This window comes from Flavobacterium psychroterrae, assembly GCF_018380615.1.
Classification (GTDB): Bacteria; Bacteroidota; Bacteroidia; order Flavobacteriales; family Flavobacteriaceae; genus Flavobacterium; species Flavobacterium psychroterrae.
Genome location: NZ_JAGYVZ010000002.1, coordinates 431,777 through 452,895, shown reverse-complemented (window position 1 = coordinate 452,895; position 21,119 = coordinate 431,777). Strand labels below are relative to the sequence as shown.

General features: G+C 32.6%; 19 protein-coding genes. 9 read left to right on the top strand and 10 right to left on the bottom strand.

Going from position 1 to position 21,119, the window contains the following annotated elements; translation table 11 throughout:
• Positions 1 to 69 precede the first annotated feature (69 nt).
• The 3 genes from KHA90_RS03775 (at position 70) to KHA90_RS03765 (ending at position 3,422) form a co-directional block, all read left to right on the top strand.
• A complete protein-coding gene (locus tag KHA90_RS03775; RefSeq protein WP_213295560.1) occupies positions 70 to 507 on the top strand; it encodes a DUF1573 domain-containing protein in 438 nt (145 codons plus the stop codon).
• Between the two features lie 79 nt (positions 508 to 586).
• Positions 587 to 1,132, top strand: coding sequence for an RNA methyltransferase (locus KHA90_RS03770; RefSeq protein WP_213295557.1), 546 nt, complete (start codon positions 587 to 589; stop codon positions 1,130 to 1,132).
• A gap of 103 nt (positions 1,133 to 1,235) precedes the next feature.
• On the top strand, positions 1,236 to 3,422 hold the full coding sequence (locus tag KHA90_RS03765; protein WP_213295553.1) for a T9SS type B sorting domain-containing protein: 2,187 nt from the start codon (positions 1,236 to 1,238) through the stop codon (positions 3,420 to 3,422).
• 113 nt (positions 3,423 to 3,535) lie between these two features.
• Here KHA90_RS03765 and folK read toward each other — a convergent pair whose 3' ends face one another.
• Positions 3,536 to 4,669, bottom strand: a complete 1,134-nt coding sequence (folK, locus tag KHA90_RS03760; RefSeq protein ID WP_213295550.1) for a 2-amino-4-hydroxy-6-hydroxymethyldihydropteridine diphosphokinase — start codon at positions 4,667 to 4,669, stop codon at positions 3,536 to 3,538.
• 270 nt (positions 4,670 to 4,939) lie between these two features.
• Between folK and sppA the strand changes: the two genes are divergently transcribed.
• The 3 genes from sppA to KHA90_RS03745 all read left to right on the top strand — a co-directional run bounded on the left by sppA (position 4,940) and on the right by KHA90_RS03745 (position 10,457).
• Positions 4,940 to 6,697, top strand: coding sequence for a signal peptide peptidase SppA (sppA, locus tag KHA90_RS03755; protein WP_213295549.1), 1,758 nt, complete (start codon positions 4,940 to 4,942; stop codon positions 6,695 to 6,697).
• A gap of 11 nt (positions 6,698 to 6,708) precedes the next feature.
• Positions 6,709 to 7,656: an alpha/beta hydrolase gene (locus KHA90_RS03750; RefSeq protein WP_213295548.1), complete on the top strand. Its 948-nt coding sequence runs from the start codon at positions 6,709 to 6,711 to the stop codon at positions 7,654 to 7,656.
• 173 nt (positions 7,657 to 7,829) lie between these two features.
• Positions 7,830 to 10,457, top strand: a complete 2,628-nt coding sequence (locus KHA90_RS03745) for an AsmA family protein (RefSeq protein ID WP_213295547.1) — start codon at positions 7,830 to 7,832, stop codon at positions 10,455 to 10,457.
• A gap of 61 nt (positions 10,458 to 10,518) precedes the next feature.
• Here KHA90_RS03745 and KHA90_RS03740 read toward each other — a convergent pair whose 3' ends face one another.
• Both KHA90_RS03740 and KHA90_RS03735 read right to left on the bottom strand, forming a co-directional pair.
• Positions 10,519 to 11,598, bottom strand: coding sequence for a glycosyltransferase family 9 protein (locus KHA90_RS03740; RefSeq protein ID WP_213295546.1), 1,080 nt, complete (start codon positions 11,596 to 11,598; stop codon positions 10,519 to 10,521).
• Positions 11,599 to 11,855: 257 nt separating this feature from the next.
• Positions 11,856 to 12,650 (bottom strand): DUF2797 domain-containing protein, encoded by a 795-nt coding sequence (locus tag KHA90_RS03735; RefSeq protein ID WP_213295544.1) that lies wholly within the window; start codon positions 12,648 to 12,650, stop codon positions 11,856 to 11,858.
• 226 nt (positions 12,651 to 12,876) lie between these two features.
• Between KHA90_RS03735 and KHA90_RS03730 the strand changes: the two genes are divergently transcribed.
• On the top strand, positions 12,877 to 14,385 hold the full coding sequence (locus KHA90_RS03730) for a GH3 auxin-responsive promoter family protein (protein WP_213295542.1): 1,509 nt from the start codon (positions 12,877 to 12,879) through the stop codon (positions 14,383 to 14,385).
• Positions 14,386 to 14,395: 10 nt separating this feature from the next.
• On the top strand, positions 14,396 to 14,851 hold the full coding sequence (locus KHA90_RS03725; protein WP_213295538.1) for a hypothetical protein: 456 nt from the start codon (positions 14,396 to 14,398) through the stop codon (positions 14,849 to 14,851).
• 266 nt (positions 14,852 to 15,117) lie between these two features.
• On the opposite strand, the gene serB is transcribed toward KHA90_RS03725, so the two are convergent.
• The 6 genes from serB to KHA90_RS03695 form a co-directional block, all read right to left on the bottom strand.
• Positions 15,118 to 16,347 (bottom strand): phosphoserine phosphatase SerB, encoded by a 1,230-nt coding sequence (serB, locus tag KHA90_RS03720; RefSeq protein WP_213295536.1) that lies wholly within the window; start codon positions 16,345 to 16,347, stop codon positions 15,118 to 15,120.
• A 191-nt stretch (positions 16,348 to 16,538) separates the two neighbouring features.
• The gene (locus KHA90_RS03715) at positions 16,539 to 16,985 is read right to left on the bottom strand and encodes a VOC family protein (RefSeq protein ID WP_213295534.1); all 447 of its coding nucleotides are present in this window, start codon (positions 16,983 to 16,985) and stop codon (positions 16,539 to 16,541) included.
• A 137-nt stretch (positions 16,986 to 17,122) separates the two neighbouring features.
• On the bottom strand, positions 17,123 to 17,560 hold the full coding sequence (locus KHA90_RS03710; protein WP_213295530.1) for an SRPBCC domain-containing protein: 438 nt from the start codon (positions 17,558 to 17,560) through the stop codon (positions 17,123 to 17,125).
• Between the two features lie 2 nt (positions 17,561 to 17,562).
• Positions 17,563 to 17,970: a VOC family protein gene (locus KHA90_RS03705; RefSeq protein ID WP_213295526.1), complete on the bottom strand. Its 408-nt coding sequence runs from the start codon at positions 17,968 to 17,970 to the stop codon at positions 17,563 to 17,565.
• A 157-nt stretch (positions 17,971 to 18,127) separates the two neighbouring features.
• A complete protein-coding gene (locus KHA90_RS03700; RefSeq protein ID WP_213295514.1) occupies positions 18,128 to 18,532 on the bottom strand; it encodes an SRPBCC family protein in 405 nt (134 codons plus the stop codon).
• A gap of 47 nt (positions 18,533 to 18,579) precedes the next feature.
• A complete protein-coding gene (locus KHA90_RS03695; RefSeq protein ID WP_213295512.1) occupies positions 18,580 to 18,984 on the bottom strand; it encodes an SRPBCC domain-containing protein in 405 nt (134 codons plus the stop codon).
• Between the two features lie 167 nt (positions 18,985 to 19,151).
• Between KHA90_RS03695 and KHA90_RS03690 the strand changes: the two genes are divergently transcribed.
• A complete protein-coding gene (locus KHA90_RS03690; RefSeq protein WP_213295511.1) occupies positions 19,152 to 20,117 on the top strand; it encodes a GlxA family transcriptional regulator in 966 nt (321 codons plus the stop codon).
• Between the two features lie 231 nt (positions 20,118 to 20,348).
• Here the strand turns inward: KHA90_RS03690 and KHA90_RS03685 are convergent, their stop codons facing one another.
• The gene (locus tag KHA90_RS03685; protein WP_213295510.1) at positions 20,349 to 21,011 is read right to left on the bottom strand and encodes a murein L,D-transpeptidase catalytic domain-containing protein; all 663 of its coding nucleotides are present in this window, start codon (positions 21,009 to 21,011) and stop codon (positions 20,349 to 20,351) included.
• Positions 21,012 to 21,119: the final 108 nt, after the last annotated feature.

Sequence of the window (21,119 nt, the reverse complement as noted above, 5' to 3'; positions counted from 1 at the left end):
GATTTTTTTATATTAAGATATAAGAATTTTATATAGATTTGTTCATAATTAAAACAAAGATTCTTAAAGATGAAAAAAATAATTTTATTCGCTATGTTAGCTGTAGTTGGAATTACTGCCTCTAACGCTCAAAGCACTAAAAAAGCAACTGCTAAAGCTGCTAAAGTTGCTAAGGTTGAAGGAGCTGGAATGGCTTTTGAAACAGAAACTATTGATTACGGGACTATCGCTCACAATGCTGATGGAAAACGTGAATTCGTTTTTGTAAACAACGGAACTAAACCATTAATCATTACAAATACACAAGGATCTTGTGGTTGTACTGTACCAACAACTCCAAAAGAGCCAATCGCTCCGGGTGCTAAAGGTATTATTGGTGTAAAATATGCTACTGACAGAGTTGGTGCTTTTACAAAAACCGTAACTGTTACTTCTAACGCTGAAGGACAACCTACAAAAGTACTTACTATTAAAGGTACAGTTTTACCGGATCCGGTTAAAAGCTAATCTGAATAACAAAATAAAATAAATCGAAAAAGCTTCCTTATATTTGGAAGCTTTTTTTATGACCTGAATTCAATACAAGATGAGAAAATTAGAAAATAGCGAACTGGACAGAAAATCAATTGAAGATTTTAAAAAATCAGATAAAACTCCTTTAATTTTAGTGTTAGATGATATTCGCAGTTTGCACAATATTGGGTCTGTGTTTAGAACCGCAGATGCTTTTTTAATTGAAAAAATAATATTGTGCGGTATTACAGCTACTCCACCAAATAAAGAAATTCATAAAACCGCTCTTGGTGCTACCGAAACTGTTGCCTGGGAACATCACGAAAACGTATTGGAAGTTATCGAAAATCTAAAAAACGATAATGTACTAACATTAGCTATTGAACAGGTGGAAAGTGCTGTTTTTCTTCAGGATTTTAAAGTTGAGAAAAATCAAAAATATGCACTTGTTTTTGGTAATGAAGTTTATGGCGTAGCTCAGGAAGCAGTTGCAATTTGCGATGGTTGTATTGAGATTCCGCAATTAGGAACTAAACATTCCTTAAATATTGCTGTAAGTGCAGGAATTGTAGTTTGGGATTTGTTTCAGAAACTTAATTGGCCAGCTAAAACTGAATAAAGAATCTACTTTTATAAAATGTTATTTTACAGCAGATTCCGACTTTAAATGTTAGAAATTGAAATATATTTTTTTGTTCTTATAAAATTGATACTTTTATAAAATGAAAAGAACCAATTTCGTAAAAACAACCATTTTCTTTTTTGTTTTAAGTTTCATTCAATCTTATGCAAATGAGAAAATTAAGACTTCAAATAAAACTGTAACTACCACAATAAACGATACTCTTACATCAAATAAAAATACTGGCAGAGTTAGTTTTGCTACTACTCCGCCTGTATTAAAAGCGACTGGCGATCAATTGTATTGCCCTCAAAATGCCATTGCTATTGTTACAGCTTTTTCCATAACTCACGATCCTCTGGAACCCGGAACTCAAGCGGCTTATATTCAAATTTCTTCCGGTTATTCTAATGGTTTCGACAAATTAGCACTTTCAAATACCGCAAGTCACCCGTCGATTATTTCAAGTTGGGATGCCAATTCGGGAAAATTAACACTATCAAGCCCAACTGGTACTGATGTTTTATATTCTGATCTTGAAGCCGCTATTAAAGATGTTGTGTTTACTAATTCATCAGCTACTGCTTCAGGAACTAAAACTTTTTCGATCACAATTGGTCAGGCAAATTATTTGCCATCTACACAACATTATTACTTATATGTTCCTAGTATTGGAATTACGTGGACTGATGCAAAAACAGCTGCTGAAGCCAGAACTTATTACGGATTAAAAGGGTATCTGGCTACAATTTCATCTACAGATGAAGCTAAATTAGTTGGAGAACAAGCATCAGGAACGGGCTGGATTGGCGGAAGTGATGCCGAAAGTGAAGGTATTTGGAAATGGGTTACAGGACCGGAAGCCGGAACTATTTTCTGGAACGGAACTGCAAATGGCTCAACTCCAAATTTTGCCTTCTGGAATAGCGGAGAACCTAATAATCAGGGAGGAAATGAAAAATATGCTCATATCACACAACCGGGAACTGGAACAAGAGGATCATGGAATGATTTATCAAATACTGGAGACCCAAGTGGCAGTTTTCAACCAAAAGGTTATGTCGTAGAATATGGAGGAATGCCAGGCGAATTACCTTTAGAAATTGCCGCAAGTACAAAAATTACTATTCCGGTTGCAACGCCTGATATAAATCTAAATTCGGTTTGTGATTCAGGAAGTTTTACATTAACTGCAACGGCAACGGCCGGAGCAACAATTAACTGGTATGATTCAGCAATTGGAGGAACTTTATTGACAACAGGAAACGCCTACACAACTCCAATTTTAGACGCAACGACAACTTATTATATTGACGCAGGTTGTGAATCAAACCGAAAACCTGTTATTGCCACTGTAAATGCAACGCCTAATCAACCTGTTGCAAATTTATCAACGGTTTATAATTGCGGATCAGGAAGCGTTGTTGTTGAAGCCAATTCAAATATTGGTGTCATTAATTGGTTCACAACTTCTACTGGCGGAACCAGTGTTTATATGGGAAATAGTTTTACGACGCCAACAATTTCCTCTAATACTACTTATTATGCTGAGGCTTCAAATAGTATTTGTATTAATTCAAATCGAACGCCTGTAAATGTTGTAATTTATACTCCGCCTATTGTTACCAATGAGACTTTGGCTTTATGCCAATTTCAAAAAATCACTCTCGATGCAGGGATTTCCGGAATGACTTATTTGTGGAATACCGGTGCAACATCTCCAACTATTGATGCCACTAACGGCGGAACTTATACTGTAGATATCACAAGTCCTGCTCCTGAAAATTGTACCAGCCGAAAAACAATTATAGTGAATGAACATCAAATTCCGCAAATTGACCGAATTGATGTGAACGGAACTACGGCAGTAATTCATCTTAAAAAAGAAATGGATTATTTTGAATATTCTATTGATGGATTAAATTTTCAGGATTCTAATTTATTTTATAATGTTCCCGGCGGATTACAAACGGCGTATGCGAGAGAAAAAAACGGTTGCGGACAAACCACAATAAACTTTGTTGTGCTTGTTTTTCCTTCATTTTTCACTCCAAACAATGATTCGTATAATGATTTATGGGAAGTAACTGGAATGGAAAATTATCCGCAAGCTGAAGTTACTATTTTTGATCGCTACGGAAAACTGATTGCTCAGTTAAATTCTTCAAAAATGAGTTGGGACGGAACTTTTGATAAAACCCCGCTTCCTGCTTCTGATTATTGGTACGCTTTAAAAGTTGACAATACCAAACCTGTTTTAAGAGGACATTTTTCTTTAAAAAGATAAATTTTAATTAGAGAATGTGTCAATTAGAGAATGAGATAATTTTAATTAGAAAATTATTACTGCGAATATTTAAGCTCACAATTATCTAATTAACACATTTTCTAATTTTCTAATTAACCAATTTTCTTCTGAATTTCATTTAAGATAAAAAGATAATCTTCGTGTTTTTTTACAAAATCACGATCAGAAACATCTATAATCAAAACATTGAGATCTGTTTGGGATTTGATATAATCTAAATAACCATTATTGATTTTATCAAGATATTCTGCTTCAATTTTTTGCTCGTAAGTTCTTCCGCGTTTCTTGATATTTTGAAGTAAACGCTCTGAATTCTGATACAAATAAACGTACAGATCAGGTTTTGGCATTTCTTTATAAATAATATCAAATAAGTTGCGATACAAACGATATTCATCTTCTGCTAAGGTAATTTTAGCAAAAATCAATGATTTAAAAATATGATAATCGGCTACGATAAAATCTTTAAATAAATCAAACTGCGCGAGGTCATCCGATAATTGCTGATAACGATCTGCCAGAAATGACATTTCTAACGGAAAAGCATATCGGTTTTGATCTTTGTAAAATTTCGGCAAAAAAGGATTATCAGCAAAACGTTCTAAAACCGTTTTAGCATTAAAATCTTCGGCAATTTTTTGCACGAGAGTGGTTTTTCCCGCGCCAATATTTCCTTCAAAAGCAATATAATTAAAGTTTTCAAGGGCAATTTCACGCAAGGGATTTTTTAAATTCTGAACTATTGTACAAACCCCGTCATCAGGAGAATTTGTAATTAATTCTGAAATAGATTTTTGAAAAACAGGATGTTTCCAGTCTAATTTTAAATCCTTCATTGGGAACAAAACAAAATTTCTGTTTTGCATTAAAGGATGCGGAATTTGCAATTTCTCAGAGTCAATAATCTGGTCATCAAAAACAATCAGATCAATATCGATAATTCTGGATTGGTAACCTTGTTGCTCCGTTCTGATTCGCCCTAATTGTTTTTCAACTTTTAAAACCTGATTCAGTATTTTTTGTGCCGATGAATTGGTGTGTAAAACTAAAGCGCAATTATAAAATGCATCGCTTTCAAATCCCCATGCAGGAGTTTCGTATAGTTTAGAAACCCTGATAACAGTTCCTACTTCCTGATGTATTAAATCGATACAACTTTCGATGTTTGCTAACCTGTTTCCCTGATTACTTCCTATAGATAAAACGACTTGATGCTGTGACTTCATAATTACTGCAAATTAACTAAAACTATTTTAAAATTACCTATATTATTTAAGGCAAGAATGAGAAGTTTCCAACTGCATCTGATTTTTTATTTGCCATAACTATCTTAAAAAACTTGAAACATAATACAAAAATACTCTATCTTTAATTTAGAAATTAAAAATGTAAAAACTACAAGTCTTTCATCAAATGGTGTCTGATAAATAATTTGTTTTTAGATTACATTTGTAACAAACCAGCCTTATTCGCTACTTATTAAAAAAAATATACTTATGAAGTTTTTAGGAAATGTAATTGCCACAGTTGTTGGTATTTTTGTATTTATTATGTTCTTCTTTTTCGGAATAATTCTTATTGGAGCTATTTTTGGAGGAGATGATACTGTTTCTGTCAAAGGCGATTCGGTGATTGAATTAAACTTAAAACAAATTCAAAACGATTATGCCGGAAAATATAAAGATCCTTGGGTAACTGTTTTTTCAGATAAAAAAGAAGTTGGTTTAACCGATGTTATCAATGCAATCGAAGCGGCCAAAAAAGATGATAATATTAAAGGAATTTCAATTTTAAACGATGAATCTTCTTTAGGATTAGCCCAATATAAAGATTTGAGAAATGCACTTGAAAGTTTCAAAAAATCAGGAAAATTTGTCTGGGCTTATGCCAATACTTATTCTCAAAAAGAATATTATTTAAATTCTGTTGCCAATACCGTTTACATCAATCCGGCAGGAGATTTAGATTTTAAAGGACTTTCGTCTGAAGTGATGTTCTTTAAAGATTTTCAGGATAAATCAGGTATTCATATGGAAGTGATTCGTCACGGAAAATACAAAAGTGCTGTTGAACCATTTTTAGAAAATAAAATGAGCGATGCTAACAGAGAACAAGTTACGGCTCTTTTAAACTCAATCTGGACGACGGTTTCTAGTGATATTTCGAAAAGCAGAAATATTCCTCTTCCTAAATTAAATGAAATTGCAAACGGTTTATTAGCCAGAACTCCGGAAATGGCAAAAGCACAACATTTAGTCGATATTGTGGCCTATGAAGATGTCTATCATAATGCCATCAAAAAAGCATTAAAAGTTACGGGTGATGATGATTATAATAAAATTTCGATTTTAGATTACACTCGAAACAATGTGACAACGGCTTTAACTAACTCAGCAACAGATCAAATTGCTATTATTTATGCTCAAGGCGAAATACAAAGTGGCGAAGGAGATGTTACCGTAATTGGTGAAGGTTCTATGCGACGTTCTCTACAAGAGGCGCGCAAAGACGAAGATGTAAAAGCAATTGTTCTTAGAATTGATAGTCCGGGTGGAAACGCTTTGACATCTGATTTGATCTGGAGAGAAATTGAAATCACTAAAAAAGTAAAACCGGTTGTAGTTTCCATGGGAAATTATGCTGCTTCCGGAGGGTATTATATTGCTTGTAATGCCAACAAAATTTTTGCAGAAAGCAACACAATTACAGGTTCTATTGGTGTTTTTGGAATTTTACCAAATTTTAGTCCATTAGCCAATAAGTTAGGAATCAATACTGAACAAGTTAAAACACACGAAAACTCCGCTAATTATAGTCCGTTTGTGCCAGTTGACGAAAAGTTCAAAGCTTTTACCTTAGAAGGTGTTGAACATATTTACAACACATTTGTAACCCATGTTGCTGAAGGCAGAAAAATGACTTTTGCTCAGGTTGATGCAATTGCGCAAGGAAGAGTATGGTCAGGAAGTGAAGCTTTGAAAATAGGTCTTGTTGATAAAATTGGAGGATTAAATGACGCTATTGCCGAAGCTGCAAAAATTGCTAAAATAAAATCATACAGTACTCAGAATTATCCTGAATACGAAAAAACATTCAACGATTTACTTTCTAATTTGCCTTTTGCACAATCAAAAGAAGCTTTTATAAAAGAAGAAATTGGCGAGGAGAATTATATGCTGATTGAGCAGGTAAAAAGACTTCAAAAGCAAAAAGGAATTCAGGCAATGCTTCCTTTTGGGCTGAACATTAAGTAATTCTAATTAAGATGAAAAAAATATTTGCTGTTGCTGCGATTTTATTTTTGAGTTTTGCTAATGCTCAGGACAAAAACGGAATCACGTTTAAAGAGTCTCCAATCATATTAAAAATTAATATAGATCAGCTTTTTGGAACGCTGACCACGCCTGATTTAAAAACAAAATATCCGGTAGCCTTGATAATTTCGGGTTCAGGACCAACAGATCGAAACGGAAATAATCCGATGATGAAAAACAATTCGCTGAAAATGCTGGCTGAAACGCTGGCAAAAAACGGAATTGCTTCGTTACGATATGACAAAAGAGGGATTGGCGAAAGTAAAGCATCAGCAGTTTCTGAGCAAACGCTGGTTTTTGAAAATTATACTGAAGATGCCAAAAGCTGGATTAATTTATTAAAACAAGACAAACGCTTCTCTCAGGTAATTATAATAGGCCACAGCGAAGGTTCATTAATAGGTATGATTGCGGGAGCAAAAGCAAATAAATTTATATCGATTGCCGGTACTGGAGAATCTGCAGATAAATTGATAAAAGCACAAATCGCATCAAAATCAAATAAGCAATTAGAAGATTTAACGTTCCCGATCATTGACAGTCTGAAAAGCGGAAATACTGTAAAAAAAGTAGATCCAATGCTTAATTCCCTTTTTAGAGCAAGCATTCAGCCTTATTTAATTTCGTGGTTTAAATATAATCCTCAAACCGAAATTAAAAAGTTAACTGTCCCTATTTTAATTCTGCAAGGAAATAAAGATTTGCAGGTAACAGTAAAAGATGCAGAACTTTTATCGCAAGCCAATAAAAATGCAGAACTTTTGATTGTTGAGAACATGAATCATATTATGAAAACGATTGAAGGTGATAACCAGGCAAATATGGAAAGCTATACTAATGAGAGTTTGCCTCTTTCAGAAATCATGACAAATAAGATTGTTTCGTTCATTAAAAAATAATTTAAATCATAAAAACAGTACAAATCCGTTTGAATCTATATTCAGGCGGATTTTTATTTTTAACAAATTTAAAAATATTCCTACATTTTACGAAAACTTTATCTTTGATCTCAATCAAAAAAAACTATTTTTGCATGAGACGATTATAAATTTAAACCCTCAAATCTATTTATATGTTAAAGAAAATTTTAAAAATCACTGCCATTGTTCTTGTAGTGATTGTTGCCGCATTATTTGCTATTCCGTATTTCTTTAAAGATCAAATAAAAGCTAAAATTGCTGATGCCATCAATGAAAGTGTTGATGCTAAAGTAAGTTTCGCCGATGCTGATTTAAGTTTGTTTAAAAACTTCCCGAACGCAACTGTTGGAATTGAAAAATTGGTAATCATCAACAAAGCACCTTTTGAAGGCGATACTTTGGTTTCGTTAGGAGAATTGAATTTAAAAATGAGTATCAAGGAACTTTTTAAAGGAAAAGATGAACCTTTAAATATCCAGGGAATAAGTTCTACAAATGGTTTAATCAATATTATTTTTAATAAAGATGGTGTTGGAAATTTTGATATTGCCTTAAAAGATAAAGAAGAAACGAAGAAAGACGATAAAAGCAAACCTCTTTCCTTAAAAATTCAGAATTATAAAATCGAGAATTTTACTTTTAGATATATTGATCAGGGCTCTAAAATTAAAATGGTAATTGATAGTTTAAACCACGAAGGAACGGGAGATTTTACGAATTCAAAATTAGATCTGACTACGAAATCTACTGCTAATGTTTCATTGGACATGGATAAAATCAATTACATGAAAAATGTAAAACTGACTTTAGATGCTGTTTTAGGAATTGATTTAGAACAAAGCAAATATACTTTTAAAGAAAATAAGGCTTTGATTAACCAGTTGCCTTTAGAATTTGATGGTTTTATCCAGATGGTTGACGCAGGTCAAAACTATGATTTAAAGTTTAAAACACCAACTTCATCATTTACCAATTTCTTAGGTTTAATTCCTTCTGCTTATTCGTCAAGTTTAAATGGCGTAAAAACTACAGGAGATTTTACTATTGTGGGTTTTGCAAAAGGGCAATTGACAGATACAACTGTTCCTAAATTTAATATTGCAATTGCATCAAATAATGCTTCTTTTCAATATCCTAACTTACCAAAATCAGTTCAGAATATTGTGATTGACACAAAAATCATCAATGAAACAGGTATTTTAAATGATACTTACGTTAATTTAGACAAATTGACTTTTAGAATTGATCAGGACGTTTTTAGCGCTAAAGCAAGTATCAAAAACGTAACCGTAAATCCTTTTGTCGATGCGGCTTTAAAAGGAACAATCAATTTAGCGAATCTTTCAAAAGCATATCCTATTAAACTTGATAAACCTCTTGCAGGTATTTTAAAAGCTGATGTTACGACACAATTTGATATGGCATCTGTAGAAAAAAGTCAATATCAAAACATTAAAAATGCCGGAACTATGAGTTTGTCAGGATTTAAATATACTGACGAAAACAACAAGTCTATGAACATTAGTAAGGCTTTGGTTGAGTTCAATCCGAGTACAATTAACTTGAAAAAATTTGATGCTACAACCGGGAAAAGTGATTTAAGCATTAATGGGGTTTTAGAGAATTTCTATGGTTTTATGTTTAAAAAACAAGAGCTTAGAGGAAACTTCAATATGAGTTCAAACCAATTAGCAGTAGATGATTTTATGACTACTGGTGAACCTGCTAAAACCGGAACTGCAACTGGAAAAGAAGGAGAAACTAAATCAACTCCAGCAAAAACTGCTGAAGCAATGAAAATTCCTGCTTTTTTAAATTGTACAATAAATGCAAAAGCAACTACGGTTTTATATGATAATTTAAAATTGAAAGATGTTTCAGGAAAATTAATTGTAAAGGATGAAAAAGCTACTTTAGAAAACTTCAAAACATCAATTTTTGGGGGAACTATTGGTTTAACAGGGACGGTTTCTACAAAAACAAAAGTGCCTACGTTTGATATGAATTTAGGTTTCAACCAAGTTGATATTGCACAGACTTTTACGCAATTAGACATGATGAAAAAGATTGCTCCTATTGCCGGAATCATCAACGGAAAATTGAATTCAACTGTTAAACTGAACGGAAATCTGGATGCTAACGAGTTAACTCCGGATTTAAAATCGATTTCAGGAGATTTAATCGGTCAATTGCTTTCAACAACTATAAATGCTAAAAATTCAACTGTATTAAATTCTTTAACTTCAAATATTAAATTTCTTGATATGAATAAGTTGAATTTAAACGATATTAAAGCAGCCTTGACTTTTGACAACGGAAAAGTAAACGTAAAACCTTTTGATATTAAATATCAGGATATTAAAGTTACAGTTGGCGGAACTCATGGTTTTGACCAAACCATGAATTATAACTTAAAATTAGATGTTCCTGCTAAATATTTAGGTAGTGAAGCAAACGCTTTCATTGCAAAAATGTCTCCTGCGGATGCTGCAAAACTGCAAAACATTCCGATTAATGCATTGATTACAGGAAACTTTTCTAATCCGAAAGTATCAACTGATATGAAATCTGCTGTTACAAGTTTAACGACTCAACTGGTGAATCAGCAAAAAGAAAAGCTGACTCAAAAAGGTACTTCGGCTCTTACTGATTTAATCAATAAAAACACTAAGGCAAAAGATACAACAAAAGCAGCCGCAACTGAGAAAGAACAGAAAACTCAGGAAGCTACAAAAAAAGCGAGTGACTTAATAAACGGTCTATTCAAGAAGAAAAACTAAAACAAAAAAAGGCGATCTAAAATTAGATCGCCTTTTTTATACTTGTAATTTATATTTTCAATTATATTGCATTTGAATAATTATCTAATTTACCATTATTCAAAATTGAATTTATAGTATTCAAATAATCTTTTCTGGTATATGTATTAACATCTATTCCGAAGCTGCAATTATCATAAGGTTCGTATTTTTTTATGTTCGCCCCAGAAAACAATCCTAATGTTGGTGTTTGCGCTGAACTTGCTAAATGCATTATTCCACTATCAGCACCAATAAATAAATTAGAATTTGCAATAACCGCTGCTATTTCCCTAATATCTTTACTATAAAATGTAGGCGCTTTAAATGCAATTTGCGAAACATTTTCTACAGGCAAAATTTCAATAATATTATAGTTAGCATATTCGTCTTTAAGTTTTGAATAAAAATTCTCCCACCATTCTCCTGACAAACATTTTTCGCCAGTTGCATAAGTAAATATGCAAATTGTTTTTTTATCATTGTGGAACAGGTCATTTAAAATTTCCTTGCCTTCAGCAATTTCAGATGGAGACAATTTAAGATCTAAAGGTGCTATTATTTTATTGCTTTTTGGAAATCTTAATTTTGTTAAATAGTGTCGAAAATTATAAACGGGATATTTTGCGATATGCTCATAATCATTTTTCAAGATTTGAGATTCTTCATATGAATCTCCGAAAAATTTATATTTGGCATTTGAAAACTGGACTGCTAAACGTCCTGAGGAAGAATTTTGATCAACATTGATCGCAATATCATATTTTTGTCTTTTTATTGAAATCCAGACATTAAGGTATTTTAGTAAATTTTTAAAAGGCTTTTTAGGTAAGTCAATTACTTTATCTATGTTTTCGTAATTTTCAAAAATTATTGGAGCTAACGTTCCCTTAACAAATAAATCTACTTTACAATTTGGAAATATTTCGGTGACTTCCTGAACAAGAGGTGTAATCAATAATAAGTTTCCTAATCTTCCATTTGGTCTACAGATCAAAATTCTTTTTATATCCGTTTTATCGACTAATATAATATCTTCCTGTGATCCTGATTTCCCAATATTCTTAGTAAGATTGCGCATCAATCCACGCCTGAAAACATTTATTTTTTTTAGAATACCCATCGTATTAAATAATTTAAGAATTTTTAAATCTTCATTTAAATTTTGAAAAAAATCAAAGATTTAACTAGCTTAAAACTAGTCACTTTTATTTTCTAAAATTAAATTCTTTCAACAAGCAATCATTACAAAATTGTAATCAAATGTATCATTATTCACACATTTTGCTTTTGAAAGGGATTTAAAAATACTTAAATCATTTTATAATCAATCAAATACTAGACAGTTAGCTAATATATATAGACGATTACCCTATAAATCTAGACGTTTATTGTGACAACATATCCTTCTGAACTTCTAACATTAAAAACTGTTCCGTTTTCAAAAATTAAATACTGGCCTTTTATTCCTGTTAATTTTCCGGTAAAAGATGGGGTTTTATCAAGGCTTAAACTTGCCACTTTTGCAGGATAACTTAAAACTGGATAATGTAATTCATATAAGTCATTTTTTTGCGAATAGAAATATTCTTTAGCTTCGTCGGGAATTAAGCTTTCAACTTTTACTTTCTCAGCTATCAAATCACAATCTCCGCAAGTATTTTGGAGCATTTTTCGCCAATTTGTCTTATCTGTATAATGACTTTTTAAAGCCATCTCTGTAATTCCTGCTAAATATCGATTGGGAACCTCAACAATTGCAATTGCCTGATTAGCACCCTGATCGATCCATCGTGTAGGAACTTGTGTTTTACGTGTTACACCCACTTTTACTTCACTGGCAAGAGCCAAATAAACAATGTGTGGCTGCAGTTGCACTTTTTGCTCATATTCTAAATCACGATCTGCAATTCCTAAATGTGCCGTACTTAATTCCGGTCTCATAATCCAATCGCCAACTGCCGGACTGGAATAAAAGCAATCATAGCAGAATCCCTGACGGAATATTTTTTTCTTTTTATGACAATTCAAACATTCATAACCTGCAAAATTGATTTCAATCTCTTTATCCAAAAGTTGATTCATGTTTAGAAAACTATCTTCGAAAACCAAATAATATTGAATTGGATTTCCTAGTTCAGTTTGCATTTTTGTAAGTACGCCTTGATAAGTCATATTTTAGATTGCTGATTGTAGATTTTAGATTCCTTGACGGATGTAATTATAATTCTTTATTCAATTGAATTTAGAATCTTTCGTAAAAATAGAATGGTTTTTTTTACAAAAAAACACTATTTTTGATACGACGACAAAGTTAGTATTTGTCCATCGATATTCAAATTTTAAATTTCTTTGATTTTGAAAATCTGAAATCTAAAAATCTAAAATCTAAAATTAATCCATGCCGTTATCAATAATCAATTCGTTTGCCTCTTGGGTCCTGAAACAAAGGATACATCAAATAGAACTTTTTCTAAAATATCCAAATGAAGTTCAGGAAGAGCTGTTGCATAATTTATTGACTGCGTCACAGAATACGGTTATAGGTAAACAATATGGTTTTGAATCGATAACATCATATGCTACTTTTGTTGAAAGGGTTCCTATTGCGACTTATGAGGAGTTACAGCCTTTGATCGAACGCACTCGTCAGGGTGAACAAGGTGTTTTTTGGGAAACTCCAATAAAATGGTTTGCAAAATCCAGCGGAACTACAAATGCTAAAAGTAAATTTATTCCGGTTAGTAACGAAGCGCTTGAAGATTGTCACTATAAAGGAAGTAAGGATTTACTTTGTTTGTATTTGAATAATAACGAGGATTCGGAATTATTTTTGGGGAAAAGTCTTCGCTTAGGCGGAAGTTCTCAGATTTACGAAAACAACAATACTTATTTTGGAGATTTATCGGCGATATTGATTGAGAATATGCCTATTTGGGCAGAATTTAGCAGCACGCCAAGCAGTAAAACTTCATTAATGAGCGAATGGGAAGCTAAAATTGCTGCAATTATAAATGAAACTAAAACAGAAAATGTGACCAGTTTTGCGGGAGTTCCTTCATGGATGCTCGTTTTAATGAATAAAGTTTTAGAAAATACCGGTAAGGAAAGTTTATTGGAAATCTGGCCTAATCTGGAAGTTTACTTTCATGGTGGTGTGAGTTTTTCTCCTTATAAGGAACAATACAAGAAAATTTTACCTAGCAAGGATTTTAAATACTACGAAATATATAATGCTTCTGAAGGATTCTTCGCCATTCAGGATTTGAACAATTCGAGCGATTTATTGTTGATGCTGGATTATGGTATTTTCTACGAATTTATTTCAATGGATACTTTTGGAACTCCAAACCAAAAAGTGGTTCGATTGGCCGATGTTGAACTGAATAAAAATTACGCAATTGTGATTACGACTAACTCCGGTTTATGGCGTTATTTGATTGGTGATACGGTTCGTTTTACTTCTTTAAACCCCTATAGAATTCGCGTTACCGGCAGAACTAAACATCATATTAATGTTTTTGGGGAGGAATTAATGGTCGAAAATACAGATCAGGCAATTGCGAAAGCGTGTCAGCTTACTCAAACCGAAGTTATTGATTATACCGTTGCTCCTATTTTTATGCAGGACAAAGAAAAAGGCGCTCATGAATGGATGATTGAATTCAAGAAAAAACCTGCTGATGTAGGTCTTTTCCAGAAAGTTCTGGATGAAACACTACAAACTTTAAACTCTGATTACGAAGCAAAACGTCATAACAATATGACTTTAAATCAATTGGTAATTAACGTAGCTCGTGAAAACTTATTTTATGATTGGCTTAAGGAAAGAGACAAACTTGGCGGACAGCATAAAATCCCTAGACTTTCGAATCAGAGAGATTATTTGGAGCAGTTGAAAGAAATGTAAAAAACTGAAATTGAAAATCATCAGAAACTATAATTACGTAATAATTTCGATCATTTCATTGATCACCATTTACTTATTTACAATTTTCATAAAAATTGACTACGATCCCAGTTATGTAATGAAAGGACCTCACGATTATCGTTTTAAAGGATATCTGAAGTTTATGATTTATTGTATTGCATGGATTATTTTTTTGCTGGGAATAATCCAATTGAAATTTTATTTATTAGGTCAAAACACACTACCTTTTATATCAATTATCTATTGTGGAATTATTGGATATGTTTTGTATCTAATATCTGTTACTTATGGATTTAATGTTGAATTTTTAGAAACTGGAGCCTTCACAAAAGCTTTAGCACTTATTTTAACCAGCCTAATCGTTTTGATTTTTAGTTGGTCAGGATATGTAAAAAAAATACATTTACAATCAAAAAACAATATATTTAGGAACTCTACAAATTAAATATAATACATATCCAACTCAAGCAGCAAGCAGTTCATTAAAACCTATGATTCCACTAAATGCATGAGGGATAGAAGAGGAAATCCTTTTGTGCCAGGGTTCGGCACAAAAGATTGTAACGAATAGCCCGACCCGCTTTTTTCGGCGGGACATGCCCATAAAAAAACCTTAGCTTTATTAAAAAACTAAGGTTGGTCTATTATTTTGATTGTCGCATTACTTACTGGGATTCTTCGTTCCTCAGACTGACATTCTTTATGTTGATACTACATCATATCAATATACCTGTCGTGATATCCTAATAAATATAAAACTCCGTCAAGTCCTAAACTTGAAATTGAGGTTGAAGCACTTTCTTTTACTTTTGGTTTTGCGTGGAAGGCGATTCCTAAACCTGCTAAGTTTAGCATTGGCAAATCGTTTGCTCCGTCACCAACTGCAATGGTTTGGTTGATGTGGATTCCTTCTTTTTCGGCGATTGCTTTTAGGTATTCGGCTTTCTTTTGCCCGTCTACGATTTCGCCTAAATATTTACCGGTTAATTTACCGTCTTTGATCTCTAGTTGATTGGCATGAACGTAATCGATACCCAATTCTTTTTGCAGATATTCTCCAAAATAAGTGAATCCTCCGGATAAAATCGCGGTTTTATATCCGTAATATTTTAAGGCTTTCATTAAACGGCGGGCGCCTTTTGTGATTGGTAAATTGATGGCTACATTTTGCAAAACATCTTCGCTCAAACCTTCAAGCAACGCCATACGTTGTTTGAAACTTTCGTTGAAATCAATTTCACCATTCATTGCAGATTCTGTGATGGCGCGAACTTGCGGACCTACTCCGTTTAGTTCTGCCAATTCGTCTATTACTTCGGTTTGAATCAAAGTCGAATCCATGTCGAAACAAACCAAACGGCGGTTTCGTCTGTAAATATTATCTTCCTGAAATGAGATATCTACATTTAAAGTTCTTGAAATCTCCATGAAACTTGCCGTCATGATGATCTTGTTTACAATTTCGCCGGTTACGGATAATTGTATGCAGGAACGAGGATATTCTTCTATTTCAACAATAGATGTTCGTCCTGTTAATCTTATAATAGAATCAATATTTAGGTTTTGATCTGACATTATTTTAGTAACCGCTGCCAATTGTGAAGCTGCGAGTTTTTCGCCTAAAATATTAATAATATATCGTTGTTTTGATTGCGATTTTACCCAAGTTTCATAATCTTCAATAGAAATTGGAATGAATTTTACTTTAATTTCAAGTTCGTAGGCTTTGAATAGTAAATCTTTTAAAACTGGTCCTGAACTTGAACCGGCTTCGATCTCAAACAAAATTCCCAGAGAAAGTGTGTCGTGAATATCAGCCTGACCAATATCCAGAATATTAGCATCGTAAGTTGCTAATACTGCTGTTAAACCTGCCGTTACTCCTATTTTATCGTGTCCTGAAACTTTTAATAAAATAATCTCTTTACCTTCTATTGCCATTTTATGTCTTGATTTTAAGAAGCGACAAAAATCGGCAATCTATTGTTGATAAAAAAGGATATTGTTTGTTTTTTTGAAAAGAAAAAGCACATATGAATGTGCTTTTTGAAGTAATTTAACAATAATGTTCTACTATTAAAATAACGTAACTTTTTAATTATCACAAATTCGTGGTGAAGGATTTTCTGAAATTATTTCATAGGTTCTGATTCATCAAAATTTACCATCCAATTGACACCAAATTTGTCTTTGAACATTCCGAAATATGCGCCCCAAAATGTTTTATTCATAGGCATTTCAACTTTGCCTCCAGCCGAAAGTCCGTTAAAAATCTTGTCTGCTTCGTCCTGGCTTTCTGTATTGATAGAGATTGAAAAATTATCTGACAAACCCGGATCTCCTAATTGTGGATGACTATCGCTTCCCATTAAAATGGTATGTCCAATAGGAAGCGAGACGTGCATGATTCGGTTGCCATCCTGCGTTGATAATTGAGGACCAGTTCCATTTTCGTCGGCGGGCATGTCTTTATATTTTCCGATATACGGAAATTCTCCTCCAAAAACTGATTTGTAAAACAGAAATGCTTCTTCGCAATTTCCGTTAAAAATTAAATACGGGTTTACTGATGTTGCCATGATATTTTTGTTTTTTGTTTGTTTAGCAATCTCTACTTTTCTTCTCCTATTCCCTTTCCTCTACTATCTTCCTTCTATTCTCTTTCTTCTATTCTCTTTCTTCTATTCTCTTTCTTCTATTCTCTTTCTTCTATTCTCTAATTCTCAGAAAGTTCTTTTACTATTTCCAGCCCTTTTGGGAAAGCCTCCTTGAAATAATCAATAAATTTTTCGACTACATCAACTTCAACTACAAGATCTGTAAATTCATCATCAGGAGTTAATCGATAGGTTTCCATAGCGCCGCTCCATTTTTCTGTTTCTTCATTAACAGGTATTTCTTTAAAATCTTTAACTTCTCCCAAATGCTTAAAAGCCATATATTCATTTTGGATTTTTTTCTCGATTATGCTATTCATTCCTCCTCCATCAGGTCCCAAAAAGTGTATTTTTCCACCTTCGTTCCAATCACTTATTGCATATGATCCCTCATAAAAAACTCCTGCCCATTTTCTGTAGGTTTCGTCATTCCATAAAACCGACCAGACTTTTTCCGGGTGAGCTTTGATTCTGATTTTAAATTCTAAAGTTTCCATAATTATGATAGTTTATTAAAATCCATAAATAAAACGTTCCATCGATGACCGTCTAAATCTGCAAAACCAAAACCATACATCCAGCCCTGTTCTTCTGCCGGAGGCGCAAAAATTGTTCCGCCTGCATCTTGTACTTTCTGTGCCAGTTCATCAACTTCTGAAACACTTTCGGCATCAATTGAAATCAAAACTTCTGAACTTGATTGTGTGTCTGTAATTTTGTTTTTAGTAAAACCGGCAAATAATGTTTCTTCAAAAAGCATCACTACAAATTTTCCTTCACCTACAATCATTGCCGTTGAGCTTGGTGTATCGTGTTCTTTATTAAAAGAGAATCCTATTTTCGAAAAAAAAGCTTTTGATTTTGCCACCTCTTTTACCGGCAAATTCAGCCAAATTTGTTTTGTCATAATTGCTGCTTTTTATATTTTTAAACCATATAAGTGATGTAAGATAATTTAAGTTTTTTGCTCGCAAAGACGCGAAGTCGCAAAGTTTTTTAAGTTTAATTTCTATTTTTAGCAATTAAACCCTTTGTCTCTATGTAGCTTTGCACCTTAAAAAAAACTAATTACTTTCTACATAACTTTTAAAATTATCAAGGATGGCATTCCATCCGCCTTGCTGCATTTCATCTGAATTTTCAGTTTCGGGGTCAAAGCTTTCGGTGATTTCCACTCCGTTTGGTGTTTCTTCAAAAGTAATTTCAACTTTTCTGCCATCTTCAAGAACATATTCTATGGCTTTGTTTTTTTCTACCAAAGTATATTCTCCTCCAAAATCAAAGCTTATACTTGCGTCTTTTGCTGCCATAGTGGTTTTAAATTTTCCTCCAACTCTTAAATCATTTTCAGCATGAGGTGAATGCCATTCTGCTGAGGCGTAACTCCAGTTTTTAATATGTTCCGGTAATGTCCAAAATTCCCAAACTTTATCTATCGATGCATTAATCGTGCTTTGTACTGTTATCATTGTAATTGTGTTTTATTTGAATTAGTTTTTTCTATTTTAATTGGCTTTTAAAAAGCTTCGATATATTTTTTGAAATTATCAATAACTGTTTGACACCATTCTTGTTGCATGCTTTCAGAATCTTCTTTTACTGGTTCAAAATCTTCGGTAATTGTTACTTGATTTTCATTTTTTTCAAAACTTACTTTTCCTGTTCTGTTATCAAGAAGTTTATATTCTATTAAAGATAAATTTTCGATTTTAGTATATATACCTTCAAAATCAAAACTTAAGCTTTTATCTTTTTTTAACATTTTGTATTTGAACTTTCCTCCAACTTTCAAATCATTTTCTACAGATGCTGTATACCAAGTGTCTATCGCAATATTCCAATTTTGAATATGCTTCGGTAATGTCCAAAACTGCCAGACTTTATCAATTGATGCATGAATCGTGTTTTGTACCGTTATCATTGTTTTTTTGTTAGAATTGAATATCTATTTATATAAAATTACAATTATTAAAGCAAATTTAAAATATTACATTCAGCTTTATGATACATTAAAAGTCAACTTTAGGGTCATTTAAGACAAAATAATTACTTTTGTGTATAATGCAACTTTATAAAGACCACGAAATTATGAGCACGAAAGTAGGTTTAATTGTTCCGCATGATTATAAGTTATTAAGTATAGCCGCGATTTTAGAAGTTTTTGAAACGGCTAATAATCTTTTTAAAGAAACTAAAAAGCCTTTTGAAATTATGATTTTTCAATCGATTGAACAAATCAGTGAAGAACGTTTGTTTGGATATGAAGTGAATTCAATCGAAGAGTCAAATGGAACTTTAGATTTGATTTTGATTCCTGCTTTTACAACTGATAATATGGTGGAAATGATTGCTAAGAACATGAATTTTATTCCGTGGTTAAAAAAGCAACATAAAGACGGAGCTGAATTGGCAAGTTTTTGTACGGGAGCTTTTTTGTTTGCCGCTTCGGGATTATTAAATGAAAAACTTGCTACAACTCATGTTGATGCGTGCAGTGCGTTTACAAAGGCTTTTCCTTTGGTAAAATTAAAACCCGAAGAAACTTTAACGGCTGACGGCAGTTTATATACGAGCGGCGGTTCTACCTCAACGTTTCATTTATTGATTTTATTGGTTCAGAAATATTGTGGAAATGAAATTGCTGTTCAGATTGCAAAGATTTTCTCGATTGATTTAAACCGATATAAACAGAGTTATTTCAGTACTTTCAGACCAAATCATTTGCATAATGATACTTTGGTTGCGATGCTTCAGCACAAAATAGAAAGTCAGTATCATTCTATTGAAAAACTGGAAGAAATCACAAAAGATATTCCCACAAGTGCGCGAAACATGACAAGAAGGTTTAAACAAGTTACGGGAATTCCGCCAATTGAATATTTGCAGAATATCAGAGTTGAAAGTTCTAAGAAATATCTGGAGCAAACGCAGCTTTCGATTTCTGAAATTATCGAGAAAACGGGTTACAATGATCCAAAGGCGTTTAGAAAGGTATTTTTTAAGATGGTGGGAATGAAACCTCTTGAATATCGGGAGAAATTTAGGGTTCAGTAAAATAATCCCGGTCATAAACCGGGATTATAATTTCTTTTTTAATTATTTGATCTGTTTCTTTTTCTTAAAAATTTAATCAGCAGGTATAATAAATATAGGATTATTAAAAGTCCAATAACGTTTATAATCTGCCATAAAAGTACATTGCCATCGTAATCTTCAATAGTTTTATCCATAACTCAAACTTTAATAGTTATTTAAATAAAGATAATAAAAAAGCCGTAAATAAAATTATGGCTTTATAATCCACATTAAAACTTTGCTATTCTGTTTTAAAATCTCGTCTATTTCTTTCATGCTTTCATTAGAAACGGCTGGACAACCCCATCCCTCGGGGCTTCCTTTGGGATAAACTTCTGCACTTGAAATAGCATCCCAGGAATGTAAAACTATAGCGCGGCTTCTGGCGTGTGAATTTGTTTTATCTTTTCCCTGCAATATATAATTCACTTTTATCCCCCATTGACTTACGCCGCGATCCAGAATAACAAATTTACCTATTGAGGAACAATGTGAATCAAATTCATTGCTTATTGGTGCATCTTCTTTTGACATTGTTGCGCCCCAATCATTATCTCCACAACCGTGACTTACTGTATATGATTTTATGATTTTGCTTTCTTTAAAGTCATAAACAAAGAATCGTTTTAAACCGGAATGAATACTTAAATCTATGAGAATAAATTTATTCTGATTCAGATTATTTCGTTTACAATATTGTTGTGCTTCTTTATAATAAAGAGTATAATCAGGCTCTTTAATTTCGTTTCGGGGGTTTACAGTAATATGTTCTATTGTATTTTCAGTAAAAGAAAAAGCCTTTTTATCAGCTTCCTTATTCTTATTACAGGATACTATCAGAATCAAATTTATAGCGAGGAATATTTTTTTCATAATGCCAATTTACATAAAAACAGAAACGAAAACAGTATTGGAAAAGTATAAAAAAACCTGTTCAAATAATGAACAGGTTTGTATTAAGTTTGTCAAATTTAAAAACTG

Bases quoted from the DNA above. Each gene is read 5' to 3' on its own strand.
- KHA90_RS03775 (WP_213295560.1), top strand. From the start codon at position 70: ATGAAAAAAATAATTTTATTCGCTATGTTAGCTGTAGTTGGAATTACT.
- KHA90_RS03770 (WP_213295557.1), top strand. From the start codon at position 587: ATGAGAAAATTAGAAAATAGCGAACTGGACAGAAAATCAATTGAAGAT.
- KHA90_RS03765 (WP_213295553.1), top strand. From the start codon at position 1,236: ATGAAAAGAACCAATTTCGTAAAAACAACCATTTTCTTTTTTGTTTTA.
- folK (WP_213295550.1), bottom strand. From the start codon at position 4,669: ATGAAGTCACAGCATCAAGTCGTTTTATCTATAGGAAGTAATCAGGGA.
- sppA (WP_213295549.1), top strand. From the start codon at position 4,940: ATGAAGTTTTTAGGAAATGTAATTGCCACAGTTGTTGGTATTTTTGTA.
- KHA90_RS03750 (WP_213295548.1), top strand. From the start codon at position 6,709: ATGAAAAAAATATTTGCTGTTGCTGCGATTTTATTTTTGAGTTTTGCT.
- KHA90_RS03745 (WP_213295547.1), top strand. From the start codon at position 7,830: ATGTTAAAGAAAATTTTAAAAATCACTGCCATTGTTCTTGTAGTGATT.
- KHA90_RS03740 (WP_213295546.1), bottom strand. From the start codon at position 11,598: ATGGGTATTCTAAAAAAAATAAATGTTTTCAGGCGTGGATTGATGCGC.
- KHA90_RS03735 (WP_213295544.1), bottom strand. From the start codon at position 12,650: ATGACTTATCAAGGCGTACTTACAAAAATGCAAACTGAACTAGGAAAT.
- KHA90_RS03730 (WP_213295542.1), top strand. From the start codon at position 12,877: ATGCCGTTATCAATAATCAATTCGTTTGCCTCTTGGGTCCTGAAACAA.
- serB (WP_213295536.1), bottom strand. From the start codon at position 16,347: ATGGCAATAGAAGGTAAAGAGATTATTTTATTAAAAGTTTCAGGACAC.
- KHA90_RS03715 (WP_213295534.1), bottom strand. From the start codon at position 16,985: ATGGCAACATCAGTAAACCCGTATTTAATTTTTAACGGAAATTGCGAA.
- KHA90_RS03710 (WP_213295530.1), bottom strand. From the start codon at position 17,560: ATGGAAACTTTAGAATTTAAAATCAGAATCAAAGCTCACCCGGAAAAA.
- KHA90_RS03705 (WP_213295526.1), bottom strand. From the start codon at position 17,970: ATGACAAAACAAATTTGGCTGAATTTGCCGGTAAAAGAGGTGGCAAAA.
- KHA90_RS03700 (WP_213295514.1), bottom strand. From the start codon at position 18,532: ATGATAACAGTACAAAGCACGATTAATGCATCGATAGATAAAGTTTGG.
- KHA90_RS03695 (WP_213295512.1), bottom strand. From the start codon at position 18,984: ATGATAACGGTACAAAACACGATTCATGCATCAATTGATAAAGTCTGG.
- KHA90_RS03690 (WP_213295511.1), top strand. From the start codon at position 19,152: ATGAGCACGAAAGTAGGTTTAATTGTTCCGCATGATTATAAGTTATTA.
- KHA90_RS03685 (WP_213295510.1), bottom strand. From the start codon at position 21,011: ATGAAAAAAATATTCCTCGCTATAAATTTGATTCTGATAGTATCCTGT.